Below are 16,994 nucleotides of genomic sequence, written 5' to 3' on the forward strand. Positions count from 1 at the left end.
CGGGGATGCGATCCGGCTTGAGGCAGGGGTTCCCCCGTCCTTGAGCCCATCCCGGAGCAGATCGCCCAATCCCCCGAGAGTTGTGCCTGATCCTGTAAATGCGCGCAGGAACGGATCTATCTGCGGATATGATCCACAGGTCACCTCAACCGATCAGTGATCTGCCATGAACACCAGCGCGCTCAAGGAAATCAGCCAGCTCGTCGCTCGCCACGCCATCGAGGAAGGAGTCAACTGCACGGCCAACCCCAGCCTGGAAGTGGCCCGCCATACCTCGCGCCAGACCGCTATCCGCTGCCCGCAGTCGCCATCCTTCGGCATGGTGGTGCAAGGCCGCATGAGCATCCAGCTGGGAGACACGGTCCGGCACTTCGCCCAGGGCGACTACCTGTTCGTGTCATTCGACGTTCCCGTGGCCTTTCATATAGTCGAGGCCAGCGCAGACCAGCCCTGCCTCGGCCTTGGCATGGCGATCACCCCGGAACGCCTGCATGAAGTGCTCGCCCGAATGGATATCCCGCCCCATCCCTCGACCACCCACGAGACGTGCAGCGTGGTAGTCGACCGGCTGAACCCCGAGTTGGTCGACGCGACGCTGCGCCTGCTGCGTCTGCTGGATGCTCCTGGCGACATCCAGTCCCTGGCGCCCCTGATCGAGCAAGAGATCATCTATCGGCTGTTATCCAGCCCCTATGGCCGCCGCTTGCTGCAACTGGCGGTGGTGGACAGTTCGACCAATGGCATAACCCGGGCGATCGACTGGCTGCGCAAGCACTACATGCAACCCCTGCGCATACCGCAACTGGCCGACCAGGTGGGAATGAGCGAGTCCTCGCTGCATCACCACTTCAAGGCCATCACCGGCCTCACCCCGATGCAGTATCAAAAGCAGTTCCGTTTGCACGAAGCACGCCGGCTGATCCAGATCGAGCGCCATAACATCGGCAATGCGGGGTTCACCGTCGGCTACCAGAGCCGCTCGCAGTTCACACGCGAGTACAGCCGCTTCTACGGGGTGTCGCCGTTGCAGCACCTCAAGGACAGCGAAGCTTGATCGCTACCTCACTGCGATACGACAACAGCCCTGGAGTGACGACCAGGGCCTAGCCAGCTTCCACGGCCGGTTGCGCGTACGCCGCGGCAACCGGCCAGGCCAAGCTACAGGCCGTGGTCGGAAGCCTCCCGTCCTTGCCCCATGCTGCTCTGGCCATGCTGGACCAACTTGCGCCCGGACAACTTGCGCAGGCCGACATAGAACACGGGCGTCAGGAACAGCCCGAACAGCGTCACGCCGATCATTCCGGCAAGCACCGTCACCCCGGTGATTGAACGCACCTCCGCACCGGCTCCCTGGGAGAACACCAGCGGAATGGTCCCGGCGATGAAGGCGATCGAAGTCATCACGATCGGCCGCAAGCGCAAGCGGCACGCCTGCAGGGCAGCCTCGACTATCCCCTGCCCCTGGAACTCCAGCTCCCGGGCGAACTCGACGATCAGGATCGCGTTCTTGCAGGCCAGTCCCATCAGCACCACCAGCCCCACCTGCACGAAGGTATTGTTGTCGCCGCCGAACAGCTTTACCCCGAACAATGCCGAGAGCACGCACATCGGCACGATCAAGATCACCGCCAGCGGCAGGGTCCAGGATTCATACAGCGCCGCGAGCACCAGGAAAGCCAGGAGAATCGCCACCGGGAACACCACCAGTGCGGCCTTGCCCTGGGTGGACTCCTGGAAGCTCATGTCGCTCCATTCGAAATCGAAGCCGTTGGGTAGCACCTCCCTGGCGACTGCGGTGATCTTGTCCATCGCCTGCGCCGAGGACAGCAGCGCCGGATCGGCTTCACCCGAGAAGTCCGCCGCCGGATAGCCGTTGTAGCGCAGCACCGGATCGGGACCGTAGGTCTGGCTGATCCTGATCATCGAGGCGATCGGTACCATCTCCCCCCGTTCGTTGCGCGTCTGCAGGTTACCGATGTCCTCGACACGCTTGCGGAAGTCGCCGTCGGCCTGGGCATATACCCGCCAGGTACGGCCAAACAGGTTGAAGTCGTTGACATAGGCAGAGCCCATATACACCTGCAACGTCTGGAACAGATCCGCCAGTGCCACGCCCTGGGCCTTGGCCTTGATGCGATCGACCTCGACATCCAGCTGCGGCACGTTGGACTGGTAGCCCGAGAACGGAAAGCCCATGCCGGTCTCCTTCATCAGCGCCGCCTGCAACGCGCCAGTGGCTTGCTGCAAGGCGCCGTAACCGGCACCGGCACGATCCTGGACGAACATCGAGTAACCAGCCCCGGTACCCAAGCCGAGGATCGGCGGCGGGTTCATCACGAATGCCATGCCCTCCTGGATGCCGTTCATCTTGGCCTGGATATCACCCATGATTTGCTTGGCGCTGCGCTGGCGCTCGTTGAACGGCTTGAGAATCACGTAGGCCACCGCATAGTTCGGGGTGTTGGTCTGCTGGATCGGATTGAAACCGGCGAACGTCAGCACATGGGCGACGCCTTCGGTGGCCAGGGCGCTCTTGCCCAGTTCGTTGACGACCGCATCCGAGCGACTGATGGAACTACCCTCGGGGAGCTTCACCACTCCCACCAGGAACAGCTTGTCCTGGGTCGGGATGAAGCCCCGGGGCACGTTATCGAACAACAGCCCCGTAGCCGCCAGCAGTACGCCATAGACCACGAACGCTGCGCCACGCCGCTTGAGGATGCGTGATACCGCTCCCTGGTAGCGGTTGGAACTGGCGTCGAAAAATCGGTTGAACGGCGCGAACAACCAGCCGAAGGCACGATCGATCCCCCGGGAGAGTGCATCCTTGGGCGCATCGTGGCCACGCAGGAGCATGGCCGCGAGCGCAGGCGACAGCGTCAGCGAGTTGATCGCCGAGATCACCGTGGAAATGGCGATGGTCACGGCGAATTGCTTGTAGAAGGTACCAGTGACTCCGCTGAGGAAGGCCATGGGTACGAATACCGCGCACAGCACCAGGGCGATCGCGACTATCGGCCCGGACACCTCCTTCATCGCCTGGTGCGCGGCGGCCAGGGGCGTGAGGCCCTCGCCGATGTTGCGCTCGACGTTCTCGACCACCACGATGGCATCGTCCACCACGATGCCGATCGCCAGCACCAGGCCGAACAAGGTCAAGGTGTTGATCGAGAAGCCCAGCACATGCAACACCGCGAACGTGCCGATCACCGACACCGGCACGGCTATCAACGGAATGATCGAGGCACGCCAGGTCTGCAGGAACAGGATCACCACCAGCACCACCAGTACGATCGCCTCGACCAGTGTCTTGACCACCGCGTCGATGGCTTCGCACACGAAAATCGTCGCATCGTAGTCGGACCGGTAGTCCATGCCGGGAGGAAAGCTTTTCTTGAGCTCCTCCATCTTGGCGATCACATCCCGGCGCACATCCAGCAGGTTGGCGCCCGGCGCCTGGAACACGCCGATGACCGGCGCCTCCTGGCCATCGAGCCGGGTGCGCAGCGTGTAGTCGCTGGCTCCCAACTCGATACGCGCGACATCGGCCAGGCGCACCACCTCACCGTTCGAGCCGGTCTTGAGCACGATGGCACCGAACTCAGCGGGCGTGCGCAGGCGGCCCTGGGCGTTGATCGCAATCAGGAAATCGCTGCCGCCCTTGATCGGCTCGGCACCGAGCTGGCCGGCCGAAACCTGCAGGTTCTGATCCTCTATCGCACGCATCACATCGCCCGCGATCAGGCCACGCGAGGCGACCTTGCCCGGGTCGAGCCAGACACGCATCGCGTAGTCGCCGCTACCGAAGAAACGCACCTGGCCAACGCCAGGGATACGGGACAGCTGGTCCTTGATCTTGATGTTGGCGTAGTTGCGCAAGTACAGGCCATCGTAACGTCCGTCCGCAGAGACCGGCGTGATCATCAAGGCGAAGCTCGGTGATTGCTTCTGCGTAGTCACGCCCATCGCGACCACAGCCGCAGGCAGGCGCGATTGAGCCTGGGCCACGCGGTTCTGTACATCCACCTGGGCCTTGTTGGGGTCGGTACCGGGCTCGAAGGTGATCGTCATCATCAGGACGCCATCGGAGCCGGCCACCGACTTCATATACATCATGCCCTCGACGCCATTGATCTGCTCTTCCAGCGGGGCGGCGACAGTCTCGGCGATCACCTTGGGGTTGGCGCCGGGATAAGTAGCGGTGACGACCACCGTCGGCGGTACCACCTCGGGGTATTCGCTGATCGGCAATAGTGGAATGGCGATCAGGCCCACCAGGGAAATGACGATGGATAGCACCGCGGCGAAGATCGGGCGCTCGATGAAGAATCTGGAGAAATTCATTGGCAGCCTTCCTCACTTCATCGAGATCGAAGCAGGTGCGCCCATGGCCACCGTACCGGCATCCACCGGCGCGCCGGGGAACAGGATCTTCTGCAAGCCGGCGACTATGACCCTGTCCTCGGGCGTAAGGCCGGCCTGCACGATGCGCAGGCCATCCGCGAAACCACCAAGCGTGACGTCCTTGCGCAATGCCTCGTTCTTAGCCCCCACCACGTAGACGTACTTGCGATCCTGGTCGGTGAGGATGGCCTTGTCATCGATCAGCATGGCACTGAACTCACCGCTCCCCTGGAGCTGCACCCGGGCATACAAGCCTGGGATCAGCGAGCGCTGGGGATTGGCCACCACCGCGCGCAACGTGATGGTGCCAGTGGCGGGGTCGACCTGGTTATTGACGAAATCAACCATCCCGACATGGGGAAAACCGCTGTCGCTGGCCAGGCCGATGCGCACCGGATTGGCCGAGTTGCTCCGCTGGCCGGCGCGGGCCAGTGCCATGTAGCGCAGGAAGCTTTGCTCGTCCGGCTGGAAGTAGAGGTAGAGCGGGTCCTGGGAGATCACGCTGGTCAACACGCTCTGGTCGGCCTGGACCAGATTGCCGACTGTCAGCATGGCCCGGCCGACTTGCCCGGCAATGGGCGAACGGACCTCGGTGAACTCCAGGTTGAGCTGGGCACTGGCCAGTGCCGCTTCTGCCGCGCGTACATCGGCGGCGCCCTGGGTCGCGGCGGCGCGGCGAGTATCGAACAGCTCGCGGGAAATCGCATTGACCGCAACCAGCACCTGCGCCCGCTGCTCTTGAACCCGGGCAAGCTCGGCCGTCGCTCGCGCCCGGGCAAGTTGAGCCTGGGCGCTGTCATAGGAGGCCTTGTACGGCCGCGGATCGATCCGATACAGCAAGTCGCCGGGCTTGACCTCGTCGCCTTCCTTGAATGCGATGCGCTCTATATAGCCGCTGACCCGCGCCCGGACCTCGACCGCATCGGTGGCGGCAATGCGCCCGCTGAACTCGTCCCACTGGCGCACCGGCTTGACCACCACCTGGGCCGCGCTGACCTGGGCCGCCGGAGGGGCGCCCGCTTGGCCGCCGTCGTCACTGCACGCCGTCAGCGCCGCTGCGATCGAGGCGACGACAACCAGGGAAGTCCCCGGCCCGAATGAAGTCCAATATCGCTTTAGGTCAGACACAACCGTCTCCTTTGGGTGATTTCGCAGCGCGCCTGGCCCTGCGCCGGCATCAGTAGATGCAACGTTGCCGCGAGAGACAGGCGAGGGTCGAAATCGAAAGAGGGAATGAAAAATAAGTTGCGCACGACGCAACTTGCACAATCGGAAAACCTGACCACTGGTTTGAGCTGGCCTGCGTTGGCTTTCGGCATGTGCACGATGCCATTCGGGCCTTTGCGAGGGTTACATCGATGCCACGAAAGCCGTGCCTGATCCTGCGAGCGGACGCAGGGGTCCCCATGCTGTCCGGCTTGGCCACAGGTGCATGGAAGCCATGCACCGCATGTCGCTCAGGGTCCGGGCGCCCTGGCGGGCGCGGCTCCCAGCCCGGTGATGTAGTCGGCCAGGGCCTGGCGCTCGCTGTCCTGGCGGATTTGCAGGGAAATTCCGCGCATCCAGATACCCAGCGTACCGGCACGCTCTTCGCTGCCCCGGATGCCCTGGGCGTAATGCTCGAGCTGGCGCTGCAGGTAGGCACCATCGAGGAGGTTGAGCCTGGGCGTCTTGAGATGGGCGAAGCCCTGGCCCTCTGGACCATGGCAACCAGCGCAGGTCCCCTGGTACAGATCCCTCCCCTGGGTGGTGTTTGCCGTGCCTGGCGCCTCGGCCAAGCCAGCCTCCAGGACGGAGTAGTAGCGAGCCAGGCTGGGCAACACGGCATCATCCAGGCTCGCCGCCATGGCCCGCATCTGCAGGCCATGGCTGTCGCGCGCATCGTAGCCGCGGCGTCCGCCCTTGAAGTCCTGCAACTGGCTCAACAGGTAGTCGGCTTGCTGGCCGGCCAGGCGCGGTGCGCCCAGCAGCGGATTGCCCTGCCCCCGGTCGCCATGGCAGGCGACACAGGCCTGGGCCTCGGGCGGCGGCGCAGCGGCCACGGCACTACCGGTCGCGGCCAGCAGGAGCAGCCCGAGATAGAGCGGTTTGTTCATCGGTTCAGGTTCCCTGTTGTAGTTCTTGCCGGGCAATCCGCTGCAACAGCCGGTTGCGGACCTGCTCGACGTTGGCCGGCACGCCCTGGCGCCAGGAATGCACTTCGGCCTCGGTATAAGGTTTGAAATCGCTGGGTAGTTGCTCGGCGCCAAAGCGCACCAGCATCCAGTTGAGCACGCCGGCCAGGGCCTGGTCAGAGAGTCCCGAAAGCGCCGAACCGGGCACCTGGACCAGGTATTCACGACCGCCCGCAACGCCCAGGAACTTGCCCAACTGCCCCGGGAACGCCGGCACCTGGCGCAGGGGATTGCCTTCCCCGCCCGGCAGGTGGCAGCCCTGGCAATTGAGCATGTAGTCCACCTGGGCAGGCTCGGTGGCGCTGGCCACCGGCGCATCGGTCGCCCACGCGACAAGGACCAGCAGCGCGAAGCGCGCCACGCTCACGACTCCTTCACCCCGATCACCACCGACAGCGAACAGTGGTACGGCATGTCCGCATGGCTGCCGGAGCACCAGTTCAGGTCGTTGGAACTCTGCGGCCGATACAGCGGCGTATCGCCCCGGTCACGCTGGCACACGCAACGCCCGCAATTGCTCTTGCCGCAGCAGTCGTTGTAGGAAATCACATAGTCGCGGCCGTCGGCGGGGTTGCGGCAGGTGCCGATCCAGGTGATGTCCGAACGCACGGTACCGGGTGGGCAACTGTTGGCCGTCCCCCCGCAGCAACCGCAGAGGAAACCGTCGATGGCGCAATAGCGCCAGTAGTCGCAACTGTTCGGATCACCGTTCTCCACCAGGGTCGTGCCGTCCTTCGCGAAGGCACCGGTGCGCAGTACCGGCAACAGGGTGGTGGCGCCGACGCCTATCATCAAGGTCCCCAGGCCGCCGAGAAAACCCCGCCGCGAACTGCCGCGGGCGACCCGCCGGGAGAACATCTCGGCAGCTTCGTCGAACCATTTGATCGCCATGCTCAGTGCACCTGCTTGTAGAGTGAGTCGCCAGGCGCTTGCTGCGCGGCCTGGAAGGACTGGATCGAAGAATGCCCCAGCGCCTGGGCTTCCAGCAGGCTTTCCAGGTGTTCGCGGGAATTGATCAGGCCGTGGGCGGCCACGGTGCCCTGGGCATCGATCAGCACGCCATAGGGCAACTTGCTGATCTGGTAGGCCAGGCCCACTTCCCGGGACAACAGGTAGGGAAATGCCCACAGTTGCTGGGCCTCGATGAACGACCGGTGAGCCTGCGGCTCGCCGTCACTGGCCAGTACGATGCGCAACTGCGCCCGCTCATGCTGGGCCAGGGACTTGAGCACCGGCAGCAAGGTCTTGCATACCGGGCAGCTCTCCGACAGGAAGAACAGCAGGGTCGATTGTCCCATCAGGCTGGCGCCACCCAGGCTCACCGAACCGCCGGTGAGACTGGGCAGATTGAAGCCTGGTGCCTGCTCGCCGGCCTGGATCGCCTTGCCCAGGGACAACGCGCCCACCGGCCTGATGCGTTCGTGCAGCACCCCGACCTGGCGGGCCAGGGCCCAGACCGCAACGATCAGGGCCAGGGTCATCAGCCAGGAAAACACCGTGGATATCAGCAGCGCCTGGATCATGTTCATCACAACTCCTTGAGCAAGGCGTGGTTGGAAATCAGCACGTGCGCCAGTTGGTAGATCGCCACCCCGGCCATGAGCGCCAGGCCCAGGGTCAGCGCGTCGAGCCACTGCAGCGGACGATCGGTCATGGGCAGCAGCAGGTTGAAGGCCATCAGCGCCAGCAACAGGTTGCGCCAGACCAGGGCCGCGGCTGGCGGCTGGCGGCGAGCGCCCAGGTGGCAGCCGCAGTCTTCGACCCGCCCCAGGCTGGCGGCGAGCACCAGGGCATAGCCGCCCAGCAGGAGCGCCGCGGGGATGGCGCTCCAGCCCAGCCAGGGGCTGCACAACAGGCCCACGGCCGCCAGCAACTCCAGCGCCGGCAGCAACAGCAGCAGGACTCCGCGCAGCGCCGCAGGCAGCCACTGGCCCAGGGCCTGGCCATAACCCTCCAACACCAGGGCGAAACCTTGTCGATCGCGCAATTTGCCCAGGCCGCCCAGGCCCAGCAACAGGGCCAGGCCCAGGGCGCTGAACAGGTGGATCAACGGGTCGTGCAGCCAGCTGAAGGTCACCATGGCATCACCACGTTCATGAAGCCCAGCGGGATATCACCGATGCTGCGCAGGTGCTGGCCAGTGTCGGCGTTGTAGAGATTGATGCCCTGGCGCAACAGCGGGGCCAGCCCCGCGTCGCCCTCGGTGAGATAGACCCAGAACGTGAACAGCTTCGGCATCGGCACCAGCCAATCCAGGCTGTACAGTCGCGGGTGCTGGCCCTGGCTGACGCCGATGGCGGTGCTCTGCTCCTTGAGTTCGATCCGAGCCAGGCGCTGCTGGCTGCGGATGTCGTAGACCCACACCGCGGTACCGGGCTTCTGGTAGTTCTCCGGCTGGTCCTTGTGCATCAGCACGAACAGCCGGCCACTATCGGCGTGCAAGGCGGTGCCATGGTTGCCGGCGATTCCCCAGCCATCGGCACGCTCGGCGTCGCTGACCAGCGACCATTGCTGCTGCAGTGCAACCCCCTGGGCATTCATGCGCAGGCTGTAGGCGCGGTTTTTCTGGGAGACGAAGAACCACTCGTCCCCACGGCGCATGCCGGTGGTCAGCAGCAGGTCCTGTAGCGGATCGAACAGCGGCGCAGTGCGCTCCTGGGAGGCCACATGGCCCTGCTCGTCGAGACGCAAGTGGAAGAAGCCGCCATTGCCGCAAATCGCATAGAAATCACGGGGGCCGGCCGGGTAGATGGAGGCACAGCCGGGGATCGGCACTTCCTCGACGAAACGCCGCTGTTGCAGGTCGACGATGGAGATCGACTGGGCCGGGGTGAAGTTGAGCACCAGCAGGAAGCGTTCATCGTCGGAAAGCACGCTGAGCCCGGTGGAGATCAAGGCGCTCATGCGCTTGGCCGGGATCGGTATCTCGTGCTTGGGGCTCAGGGTCCGGGCGTCGTAGACGCTGACCACATCCGAACGAGTGCCGCGCACGCCGCGGCTGAAATAGATCTCGGTGGCATACAGCTCGTCGCGCTGTTGCGACATCACCAGGCCGTTGGACCAGGTCCCGGTGCTCAGCAGGCCCAGGTTGCGGCCGTTGTCATCGAAGAGGTAGGCGCGGCCGTCGACCATGTTCGGTGCATTGCTGCCCCAGATCCAGAACCAGTGTTGGCCGCGGTGGTCATCCAGGACTTCGACCCCCGCCTGCTCGGGGACGAATCCGGCCAGGGCCGCGCCGCTGGCGATGGTGAGCGACAGGCCACAGAGCCAGTATCGAAATGAACGCATCAGCATAAGGAGGGGGTTCCTTGGCGTCGGCCCTATGGAGGCCGATCTGTTTTGGCCGAAGTCTATCCACGGCCAGCAAGAGACGACTTGCCCCGCGATGACAGCTCGCTTGTCATCCCGCGCCAGCCACCTGCCACGGCCGGCTGGTGCCCGCGCAATGACGGGCAAGCCTTGACTTGAAGGGCAGATCCCTGTGCAGTTGCCGCACTAGAACAAGAGGTGCGGCATGAAGGCGATCCACAAGGCAAAGACTTCCCCCGACCGACCCATGTTTCGTCCCCCCACCCAGGCCTGGTCGGTGCGCACGGTGCTGTCCGAGGATTTCTTCCGACGCTTCAGTCCGCTGTTCGCCCCGCACCTGGAAGCGCTCGGCATCGATGACCTGCTGTTGCAACAGGCCGACGTGGAGATTCCGGGAGAGCAATACATCGCCCTGTGGGAGGCGGCCAGCAAGGACAACCCCAATATCGGCCTGGAGCTGGGCGGCCGGACCGAGGCCAATGACTTCGGCGCCCTGGGCCATGCACTGCATTGCGCCACCAGCGTCGAGATGGCATTGCGCACGCTGCAGCGCTTCATCGTGGTGTTCTCCCAGGAGTCGACCATCAACGTCCAGTGCAATTCCCGCTCGGCCAGTGTCGAGTACCTGGTCAATGCCCCGGCCATTCTCTATCGCCGGCAGGACTCGGAGTTCGCCATCGCCTCCATCCTGCGCCAGTTCGAGCTGATCACAGGCAGCGCGATCAAGCCACTGCGGGTGGACTTCGAGCATGACAAGCCGGCGGATGTCTCGGTGCACAAGCGGGTATTCCAGTGCCCGGTGCATTTTCGCCAGCCATCGAACCGCATCCATTTCGCCGCCGATGCCATGCGCCTGCCGGTGGCCCACGGCAACGAGCGCCTGTACCAGGCCCTGGTGCCCTACCTGGAGCAGGAACGCCAGAACCGCAGTATCGGCGACGAGATCCTGCTCCAGGTCTCGCACCTGATCGCGACCGGCATGAGCAGCGGCGCCCTGTCCCTGGATGACGTCAGCCAGCAACTGGGGCTCAACCGGCGCACGCTGCAACGCCGCCTGAAGGATCAGGACATCGAGTTTTCTTCGCTGACCGAGGACGTGCGCCGAGGCATGGCCATGGCCTACATGCGGGGCTCGGACTATTCGGTGACCGAGATCTCGCTGCTGGTGGGTTATGCCGAATCCAGCTCCTTCACCCGCGCCTTCCGCCGCTGGACTGGCTTGTCGCCGCAGCAGTACCGCGCTTCCTGCCTGCCCCAGGGCTGAGTCCCCTGCCATCTGCGCGCCAACGCTGACGCGATCGGCCGGCCAGACTGGCACCGCCGGACAATTCGCCGGAACACCGGCTGGTTACCCTCAAGGCTCGCCCCCTGCCCGCTCCTGGTGCGTGGCAGGCGGCATCCCCCGGCCAAGAGAACAACAATATGACCTTCATCCAAGACCCACTGCGAAGCCCCCAATCCTTCTGGCAGCACACCTATGGCGACTATCAGGCCAACCCTGCGCTGGACGAGGACCTGAATGTCGATGTCGCGGTGATCGGCGGCGGCTTCACCGGGCTCAACAGCGCCTGGCAGTTCAAGCAGGACAACCCCAACGCACGGGTGGTGGTGGTCGAGGCGGCGGTCATCGGCTTCGGGGCTAGCGGTCGCAATGCCGGCTTCAGCACCAAGCTGTTCGGCCTGGAACCGGAACTGGTACTGCTGCGTTGGGGCAAGCAGAAGATGATCGATGCCCACCACTACCTGAAGCTGGCGGTGGCTCACACCCGCGAGCTGATCGAGACCCATGCCCTGGGCAGCGACTATCGCCACACGGGGCTGGTACGCATCAGCTACTCGCCGAAGCAGTCGCAGCGCATGCGCAAGACCTACCAGTTGTTCCAGGACCTGGGCCTGGACAGCGACATGCAATGGCGGGAAGCGGCCCAGGTCCGGGACGATTTCAATTCGCCGCGCTTCAACGATGCCATCTACGAATCCGATACCGGCTACCTGGACCCGTGCAAACAGGTCCGCGGACTCAAGGCCCTGGCCGAGGCGGCCGGGGTGAGGATCCATGAGCTGACCCCGGTCAGCGCGATCCAGCCTGCGGCAGGCGCGGTGATCCTGCAGACTCCCGGCGGGCGGATCCGCACCGACAAGGTGGTGCTGGCGACCAACGCCTATTCACGCCAGGTCCCCGGGCCCGAGCAACTCAAGGAGCGCCAGTTCCCCCTCTGGACCTACCAGGTCGTTACCGAGCCCTTGAGCCCGGCCATCTGGGACAGCATCGGCTGGCCGCAACGCCAGGCCTTCGGCGATAACCGGCAGATGCTGCATTACTTCAGGCCCACCCTCGACGGCAGGATCGTCATGGGCGGTGGCGACGTGATCGCCCAGCGCAGCCCGGCCATGCAGGACGCGCCCTCGCCCAGCACCTGGCAGCACTGCGAGGCGCACCTGAAGTGGATCTACCCACAGTTGGCGAACACCAGGATCGACTACCGCTGGGGCGGACCGGTATCGGTGAACCTGGACATGGTGCCGGAGATCAGCTTCATCGGTGACGAGCGCATCATCTATTCCGGTGGCTGCTTCGGCCATGGCGTGGCCCTGACCCACCTCAACGGCCGCACCATTGCCGACCTGCTCAATGGGTACAAGACCGAGCTGACGGACTTCTGGATCGTCAACCGCAAGTCGATCGCCATGCCCGGCGATACCCTGGCGTTCTGGGGCGGCAAGGTCGCACGCCGGGCGCTCAAGGCCTGGGATTGGTGGGAGGAGCGCGAACTCAGGGCCTGACATGGCCGATCACCGATCATTGACGGAGCGAATGGGCTGCCAACATAATGCGACTATTCAGTCCGATTATTAAGCAAGTTCCCATGGCCCGTACCCGCAACGAACAACTGCATGAACAGCGCCGCGAACAGATCCTGCTGGCGGCCGCCCGTGTCTTCAAGGAAAAGGGCTTCCATGGCGCCCGCACCGAGGACATCTGCCAACGGGCGGGCATGAGTGCCGGCGCGGTGTTCCGCTATTTCCGCGACAAGCGCGAGATCATCGATGCGATAGTCGAGATCGAGATCGAGCGCTACACCAACCAGATCCGGCAACTGCTCAGCAAGGAAGGCCTGCATGCGCTGGCCAGGATCAGCGCCGAGGAACTGCTGGCCGAACTGCATTCAGGAGAACTGGATCTCAGCCTGGACAGCTGGCTGGAAGTGACCCGTGGCAACCAGCACGGCCGGATGATCGAAATGGACCAGCGGATGCGCATCGAGCTGGGCGAGCTCCTGGCCACCGGTCAGCGTGAAGGCTGGATTCGCCCCGAACTGTCGCCCCTGGGTACAGCGGGCCTGGTGTTTTCCCTGTTCAGCGGCCTATGGCTGGAGCTGAGCCTGGGCCTGGCCATCGACGCCAATCAGGCCGCAACAGCCCTGGGTGATTTCGTCCGGACCTACCTGCTTACTCCTCAATCGCAATGAAACCCAGGATCACCACACTATGCAGAACCCTCTCTCGCGCCTGTCCACCGCCCTTGCCCGGGGCGGCCAGGGCATCAACGAAAAACGCCCCTCGCCGCTGGGCTTTTTTTTGTCCAATAACGAGACGAAGTACTCCGTTTATTTTTCACCAAGCCAGCTCAAGAACCGTCATTGGCTACTGATCGCGATCGCCGTCCTCCTGCTCAGCGCTTGCACTACTCCCCAGGTCACGCGCTCGGGCCAGGCCAAGAGCTACCAGGGGCTACAGAAGATCGGTGAACACGGCATGGGGATCACTCCCCAGGCGGCTCGCGGCGGGCACTATGCCCAGGTTCTGGTGGCACCGCTGCAAGTAACGGCGGCAGTCGCCCGGCAGGTCACTCCCGAGGTAGCGCTGGAAGTCGAACGCACCCTGCGTCAATCCCTGGAAGCCGAGTTGAGCCGCAGCTTCATGCTTACACCGCGCAACCCTGGCGCCGACACCCTGATAGTCAGGACCCGCATCACCCGGGTCGCTGAAGCCTCGCCGGTCATCAATGCCATGACCACCCTGCTGCTGGGCCCGGTGAAGAACGGTGGACTGTCCGTGGAGTTCGAAGCCGTCGATGGCCGCAGCGGGCAACAACAAGCCTTGTTGCTACTGGCCGACGATGCCGGGTTCGCGGACATCCTCGACAGCTACCAACGCGCCGCCCATGCCCAGGCCCTGGCACGAAGATTCGCCGGTGAAGCGGCTGGCTTCTTCTCTCCACTCGGGCGTGCTGCCCGCTAAGACGAATCGGTGCGAGGGACGGCGCAGGTTCGCCGTAACCTGGCAACAAGAGGTTGGATATGAAAGAAAAAACCACGGGGTTGCGGAAAAAAATTGGCTTGTCGCTGCTGGCGCTGGTGTTGCTTTACTGGATCGCACTGCCTATCTTGCCGTTCCTCGAGATACCCCATAAGGCCCTGGTCATTCCCTCCCTGGCGCTGTTCGGCGAACTGCTGACCCTGGTGGTCATGGCCATCCTCGGCAAGGAATACTGGGGACAACTCAAGCTCGGGGCCCGGCGGTTGTTGCGCCGCCACGAAAAACAACCGCCAACCACGGATGACAAGCAAACACCATGAACCAGCCCCCTGCCCTCGACGCCCGCACGGTTTGCCAACGCCTGCGCGAAGCCGCCCTGGGCACCCATCGGCTACAGGTGCTGGATCGACCATGCAAGACTGATCCCCTCAGGGTGGATATCGAGGGTTGGCGCCTGATGCTGGAACTGGACGGTGGGCGTTTGCTGCACTGCCAGAGCTGCCAGGCCCCCGGAGGGTTGCAATGGCAACTCGACACCCGGCAACGCTTCGGTACCGATCCGGTCAGCCTGCTCAGCACTTGGGAACTGGCCCGGATCGAACACCTGCTCGAAACGGCGGGTTGAATCCGCCCCGGCACACCAGGGCGACTCATTTCAGCCGGTTACAGGCAATCCTGGGCGGCCCGGGAAAAGTTCGAGGGCGCAAAGCTCGACGCCAGCAAATGGCGCTCGTACAGGAACACCTTGCCGCCATTGGGCGCCTTGTACGCCTCCAGCACGTTGTTGGCCGCCACTTTGCTGGGCACTACGATCCGGTAGCTGCGCTGGGTCTGGGAAACCGTAGGGGCCAGCGCCTGGTCACGCAATTTGGGCACTACGCAATCAGCGTATTCGGCGGGGGTCTTGTTCGTCTGCATGACCAGGGTCGGGTCGTTCGGGGCCGTGGCGCAGGCGCTCAGCAGCAGGGAACCTAGGGTCAAGGCAACAACGGGTGCAACACGCATCGGTGAAATCCTGGAAAAGTCTGGTTCGGTGCACAGCGGTTCGGCGTCACGGCGCCGCCGCTGCGTTCATCAATGGACTCCAGACGCCAGGGGGCGGCGTCTGTGACGGCGGCGATTTTCCCTGATTGGCGGGCGCAGCAGAATAGGTGTTTCTTGATTGTCACTATTACTTGAACCGATAGTTACGCCACGTGCAGACTGCCTGACAGCCCGAATACAAATAGAAAAGGAAATCCCCGTGCGAACTTTTGACCTGATTCGTGATGCCGTCTTGCCGGAATTCCGTGAGCGAGTGGCCGACTATCTCATCGACTATGAAACCGCCCTGGGCGATAGCGCTACCGACTCGCAAGAGCGACGCGCCGTTGCCTACCAGTTGCGTGGCTACCTGCGCGGTTTGAACACCACCCGGGTCCTGGGCATGGCTGACTGGGAAGAACTCGACCGGCGAGTGGTAGCGTCCTGGCTGAGCCAGCCACCAGCCTGAAGCCCCCTGCCCGGCCAGACAGCACTCGGCGGCGGCCGATGGCACGCCGCCCCCGGATGCGAAAGTCCTAGGCCCCGGACTTGCTGGCGGCCAGGTAGGCCCCCAGGCGCCGGCCCATCTCTTCGCCCAATGCCTGCAACCCGCTCATGGGCCGAACCATCACCTCGAACTCGACGATCTTGCCGTGCTCATCGAAGCGGATCATGTCGATCCCCTTGAGCTGCCGGTCGCCGACCCGTGCGCTGAACTCCAGCACCACGCTCAAGCCGTCGGCCGTGGCCAGTTGCCGGTGGTAGGCAAAATCCTCGAAGACTTGCAGCACCGTGCGCAAGATGCTCGCCACCACGGGAGCCCCCGGATAGGCGGTGTGGGCCATGGGCGAGCGGAACAGCACATTGGCGTCGAGCAACTCGGGCAGGTCGCCAAGATCCTCGTGCTCGACCATCGCGTGCCAGCGTTTCAAGGAAGCGTCGGCCTGGGGATGCAGTTTCAATTCGGACATCGGGTTCTCCTATCCAGCTTCAAGGGTACGTCTCAAGAACCCTCGGCCCCGGTCGGTCCGGGAGCGAGGGCGTTTCAGGCGCCAACCGGCGCGGCAAAACGTTTGCGCAGCAAGGTCGCGGACTGCTCGGCCCAGATCCGGTAGGCCGGTGCTCCGGGATGAAAACCATCAGCGGCCAGCAGGCTGGCATCCAGTGGTAGAGAGTCGCCCAGCAGCGTCACCTGGGGCTGATCCCGGCTCCACTGTTCCAGCAGGCGATTGAAGTGCCGCGCCCTGCTTCCCAGGTACCAGCGCAAAGGCTGCGGCAAGGCGATGAAGGCATGCATCGGCGGCAGGCGCGAGAGCAAAACCTGATGTACCCGGAATCGTTGCCGCAGGCGCTGTACCAGCGTCGCCAGGCACGCCAGCCAAGCCTCGGCGGTAATCGCGCTGGTGACGTCGTTGACTCCCACACACACCAGCACCGCATCGAAGCCTTGCCCGGGGCTGTCTTCGATCCTGCGTAACAATTGCCGGGTATCGAGGCCAGCCTCGGCCAGCAGTTGCCAGGACAGGCTGAAGTCACGGGCCAGGCAGGTCGCCAGCTGGCCGGCCAGGGCATCGTCCTGGTGGCTCACACCGACGCCGGCGGCGGCCGAGTCGCCGACGACCAGCAGGCGCAGGGATGGGCCTTGGCCACAGCTGCCGGCTCGTGGGCCCTGGGGCTCGGGCAGCCTGGGGGTGAACCGACGCACATACAGCCCCTGGGCCAGCAGCAGCGGCCCCAGGACGATCCTGGACAGGCTCTCGATCATGATCCATGCACCCGATGGCAGTGGTGGCACGCAGGCTACGGCGCAATCTTAACAGCGTC

At 64.2% G+C, this 16,994-nt stretch carries 19 protein-coding genes; 8 read left to right on the forward strand and 11 right to left on the reverse strand.

Annotated features, from left to right (window positions below; genetic code table 11):
* The first annotated feature begins 166 nt into the window (after positions 1 to 166).
* The gene (locus tag GDH07_RS13800; RefSeq protein WP_152897898.1) at positions 167 to 1,054 is read left to right on the forward strand and encodes an AraC family transcriptional regulator; all 888 of its coding nucleotides are present in this window, start codon (positions 167 to 169) and stop codon (positions 1,052 to 1,054) included.
* Between the two features lie 104 nt (positions 1,055 to 1,158).
* Here the strand turns inward: GDH07_RS13800 and GDH07_RS13805 are convergent, their stop codons facing one another.
* The 8 genes from GDH07_RS13805 to GDH07_RS13840 all read right to left on the reverse strand — a co-directional run bounded on the left by GDH07_RS13805 (position 1,159) and on the right by GDH07_RS13840 (position 9,872).
* Complete coding sequence (locus GDH07_RS13805; RefSeq protein ID WP_152897899.1) at positions 1,159 to 4,344, reverse strand: efflux RND transporter permease subunit; 3,186 nt, start codon at positions 4,342 to 4,344, stop codon at positions 1,159 to 1,161.
* A gap of 12 nt (positions 4,345 to 4,356) precedes the next feature.
* Positions 4,357 to 5,532, reverse strand: a complete 1,176-nt coding sequence (locus GDH07_RS13810) for an efflux RND transporter periplasmic adaptor subunit (RefSeq protein ID WP_343038231.1) — start codon at positions 5,530 to 5,532, stop codon at positions 4,357 to 4,359.
* A gap of 329 nt (positions 5,533 to 5,861) precedes the next feature.
* The gene (locus GDH07_RS13815; protein WP_152897900.1) at positions 5,862 to 6,500 is read right to left on the reverse strand and encodes a c-type cytochrome; all 639 of its coding nucleotides are present in this window, start codon (positions 6,498 to 6,500) and stop codon (positions 5,862 to 5,864) included.
* A 4-nt stretch (positions 6,501 to 6,504) separates the two neighbouring features.
* On the reverse strand, positions 6,505 to 6,939 hold the full coding sequence (locus GDH07_RS13820; RefSeq protein ID WP_235777389.1) for a c-type cytochrome: 435 nt from the start codon (positions 6,937 to 6,939) through the stop codon (positions 6,505 to 6,507).
* A gap of 2 nt (positions 6,940 to 6,941) precedes the next feature.
* Positions 6,942 to 7,463, reverse strand: coding sequence for a methylamine dehydrogenase light chain (locus tag GDH07_RS13825; RefSeq protein ID WP_425502119.1), 522 nt, complete (start codon positions 7,461 to 7,463; stop codon positions 6,942 to 6,944).
* Positions 7,464 to 7,471: 8 nt separating this feature from the next.
* Complete coding sequence (gene mauD / locus GDH07_RS13830; protein ID WP_022644373.1) at positions 7,472 to 8,107, reverse strand: methylamine dehydrogenase accessory protein MauD; 636 nt, start codon at positions 8,105 to 8,107, stop codon at positions 7,472 to 7,474.
* Entirely contained in the window at positions 8,107 to 8,658 is a 552-nt protein-coding gene (locus tag GDH07_RS13835) for a MauE/DoxX family redox-associated membrane protein (protein ID WP_152897902.1), read from the reverse strand. Before GDH07_RS13835 ends, mauD begins: the two co-directional genes overlap by 1 nt.
* Positions 8,652 to 9,872 carry an amine dehydrogenase large subunit gene (locus tag GDH07_RS13840; RefSeq protein WP_152897903.1) on the reverse strand — a complete coding sequence of 407 codons (1,221 nt, stop codon included), beginning with the start codon at positions 9,870 to 9,872 and terminating at the stop codon, positions 8,652 to 8,654. The genes GDH07_RS13835 and GDH07_RS13840 overlap by 7 nt, the downstream gene beginning before the upstream one ends.
* Positions 9,873 to 10,134: 262 nt before the next feature.
* On the opposite strand from GDH07_RS13840, the gene qhpR reads away from it, so the two are divergent.
* The 6 genes from qhpR (at position 10,135) to GDH07_RS13870 (ending at position 14,772) form a co-directional block, all read left to right on the forward strand.
* Positions 10,135 to 11,151, forward strand: a complete 1,017-nt coding sequence (gene qhpR, locus GDH07_RS13845) for an AraC-like transcriptional regulator QhpR (RefSeq protein ID WP_152897904.1) — start codon at positions 10,135 to 10,137, stop codon at positions 11,149 to 11,151.
* A 158-nt stretch (positions 11,152 to 11,309) separates the two neighbouring features.
* A complete protein-coding gene (locus GDH07_RS13850) occupies positions 11,310 to 12,671 on the forward strand; it encodes an NAD(P)/FAD-dependent oxidoreductase (RefSeq protein WP_152897905.1) in 1,362 nt (453 codons plus the stop codon).
* Between the two features lie 83 nt (positions 12,672 to 12,754).
* Complete coding sequence (locus tag GDH07_RS13855) at positions 12,755 to 13,357, forward strand: TetR/AcrR family transcriptional regulator (RefSeq protein WP_152897906.1); 603 nt, start codon at positions 12,755 to 12,757, stop codon at positions 13,355 to 13,357.
* A 19-nt stretch (positions 13,358 to 13,376) separates the two neighbouring features.
* Positions 13,377 to 14,129, forward strand: coding sequence for a DUF3313 family protein (locus GDH07_RS13860; protein ID WP_152897907.1), 753 nt, complete (start codon positions 13,377 to 13,379; stop codon positions 14,127 to 14,129).
* Positions 14,130 to 14,188: 59 nt separating this feature from the next.
* Positions 14,189 to 14,467, forward strand: a complete 279-nt coding sequence (locus GDH07_RS13865) for a transporter suffix domain-containing protein (RefSeq protein WP_022644365.1) — start codon at positions 14,189 to 14,191, stop codon at positions 14,465 to 14,467.
* Positions 14,464 to 14,772, forward strand: coding sequence for a DUF7693 family protein (locus GDH07_RS13870; protein ID WP_022644364.1), 309 nt, complete (start codon positions 14,464 to 14,466; stop codon positions 14,770 to 14,772). Before GDH07_RS13865 ends, GDH07_RS13870 begins: the two co-directional genes overlap by 4 nt.
* Before the next feature lie 38 nt (positions 14,773 to 14,810).
* Here GDH07_RS13870 and GDH07_RS13875 read toward each other — a convergent pair whose 3' ends face one another.
* Complete coding sequence (locus GDH07_RS13875; RefSeq protein ID WP_031321672.1) at positions 14,811 to 15,152, reverse strand: hypothetical protein; 342 nt, start codon at positions 15,150 to 15,152, stop codon at positions 14,811 to 14,813.
* Between the two features lie 238 nt (positions 15,153 to 15,390).
* Here GDH07_RS13875 and GDH07_RS13880 point away from each other — a divergent pair, with 238 nt between their 5' ends.
* A complete protein-coding gene (locus GDH07_RS13880; RefSeq protein ID WP_022644362.1) occupies positions 15,391 to 15,639 on the forward strand; it encodes a hypothetical protein in 249 nt (82 codons plus the stop codon).
* 67 nt (positions 15,640 to 15,706) lie between these two features.
* Here the strand turns inward: GDH07_RS13880 and GDH07_RS13885 are convergent, their stop codons facing one another.
* Positions 15,707 to 16,141 carry a nuclear transport factor 2 family protein gene (locus tag GDH07_RS13885; RefSeq protein ID WP_152897908.1) on the reverse strand — a complete coding sequence of 145 codons (435 nt, stop codon included), beginning with the start codon at positions 16,139 to 16,141 and terminating at the stop codon, positions 15,707 to 15,709.
* Positions 16,142 to 16,215: 74 nt separating this feature from the next.
* Positions 16,216 to 16,935, reverse strand: coding sequence for an SGNH/GDSL hydrolase family protein (locus GDH07_RS13890; RefSeq protein WP_152897909.1), 720 nt, complete (start codon positions 16,933 to 16,935; stop codon positions 16,216 to 16,218).
* Between the last annotated feature and the right edge of the window lie 59 nt (positions 16,936 to 16,994).

It is taken from the genome of Pseudomonas piscis, assembly GCF_009380155.1.
GTDB lineage: Bacteria > Pseudomonadota > Gammaproteobacteria > Pseudomonadales > Pseudomonadaceae > Aquipseudomonas > Aquipseudomonas piscis.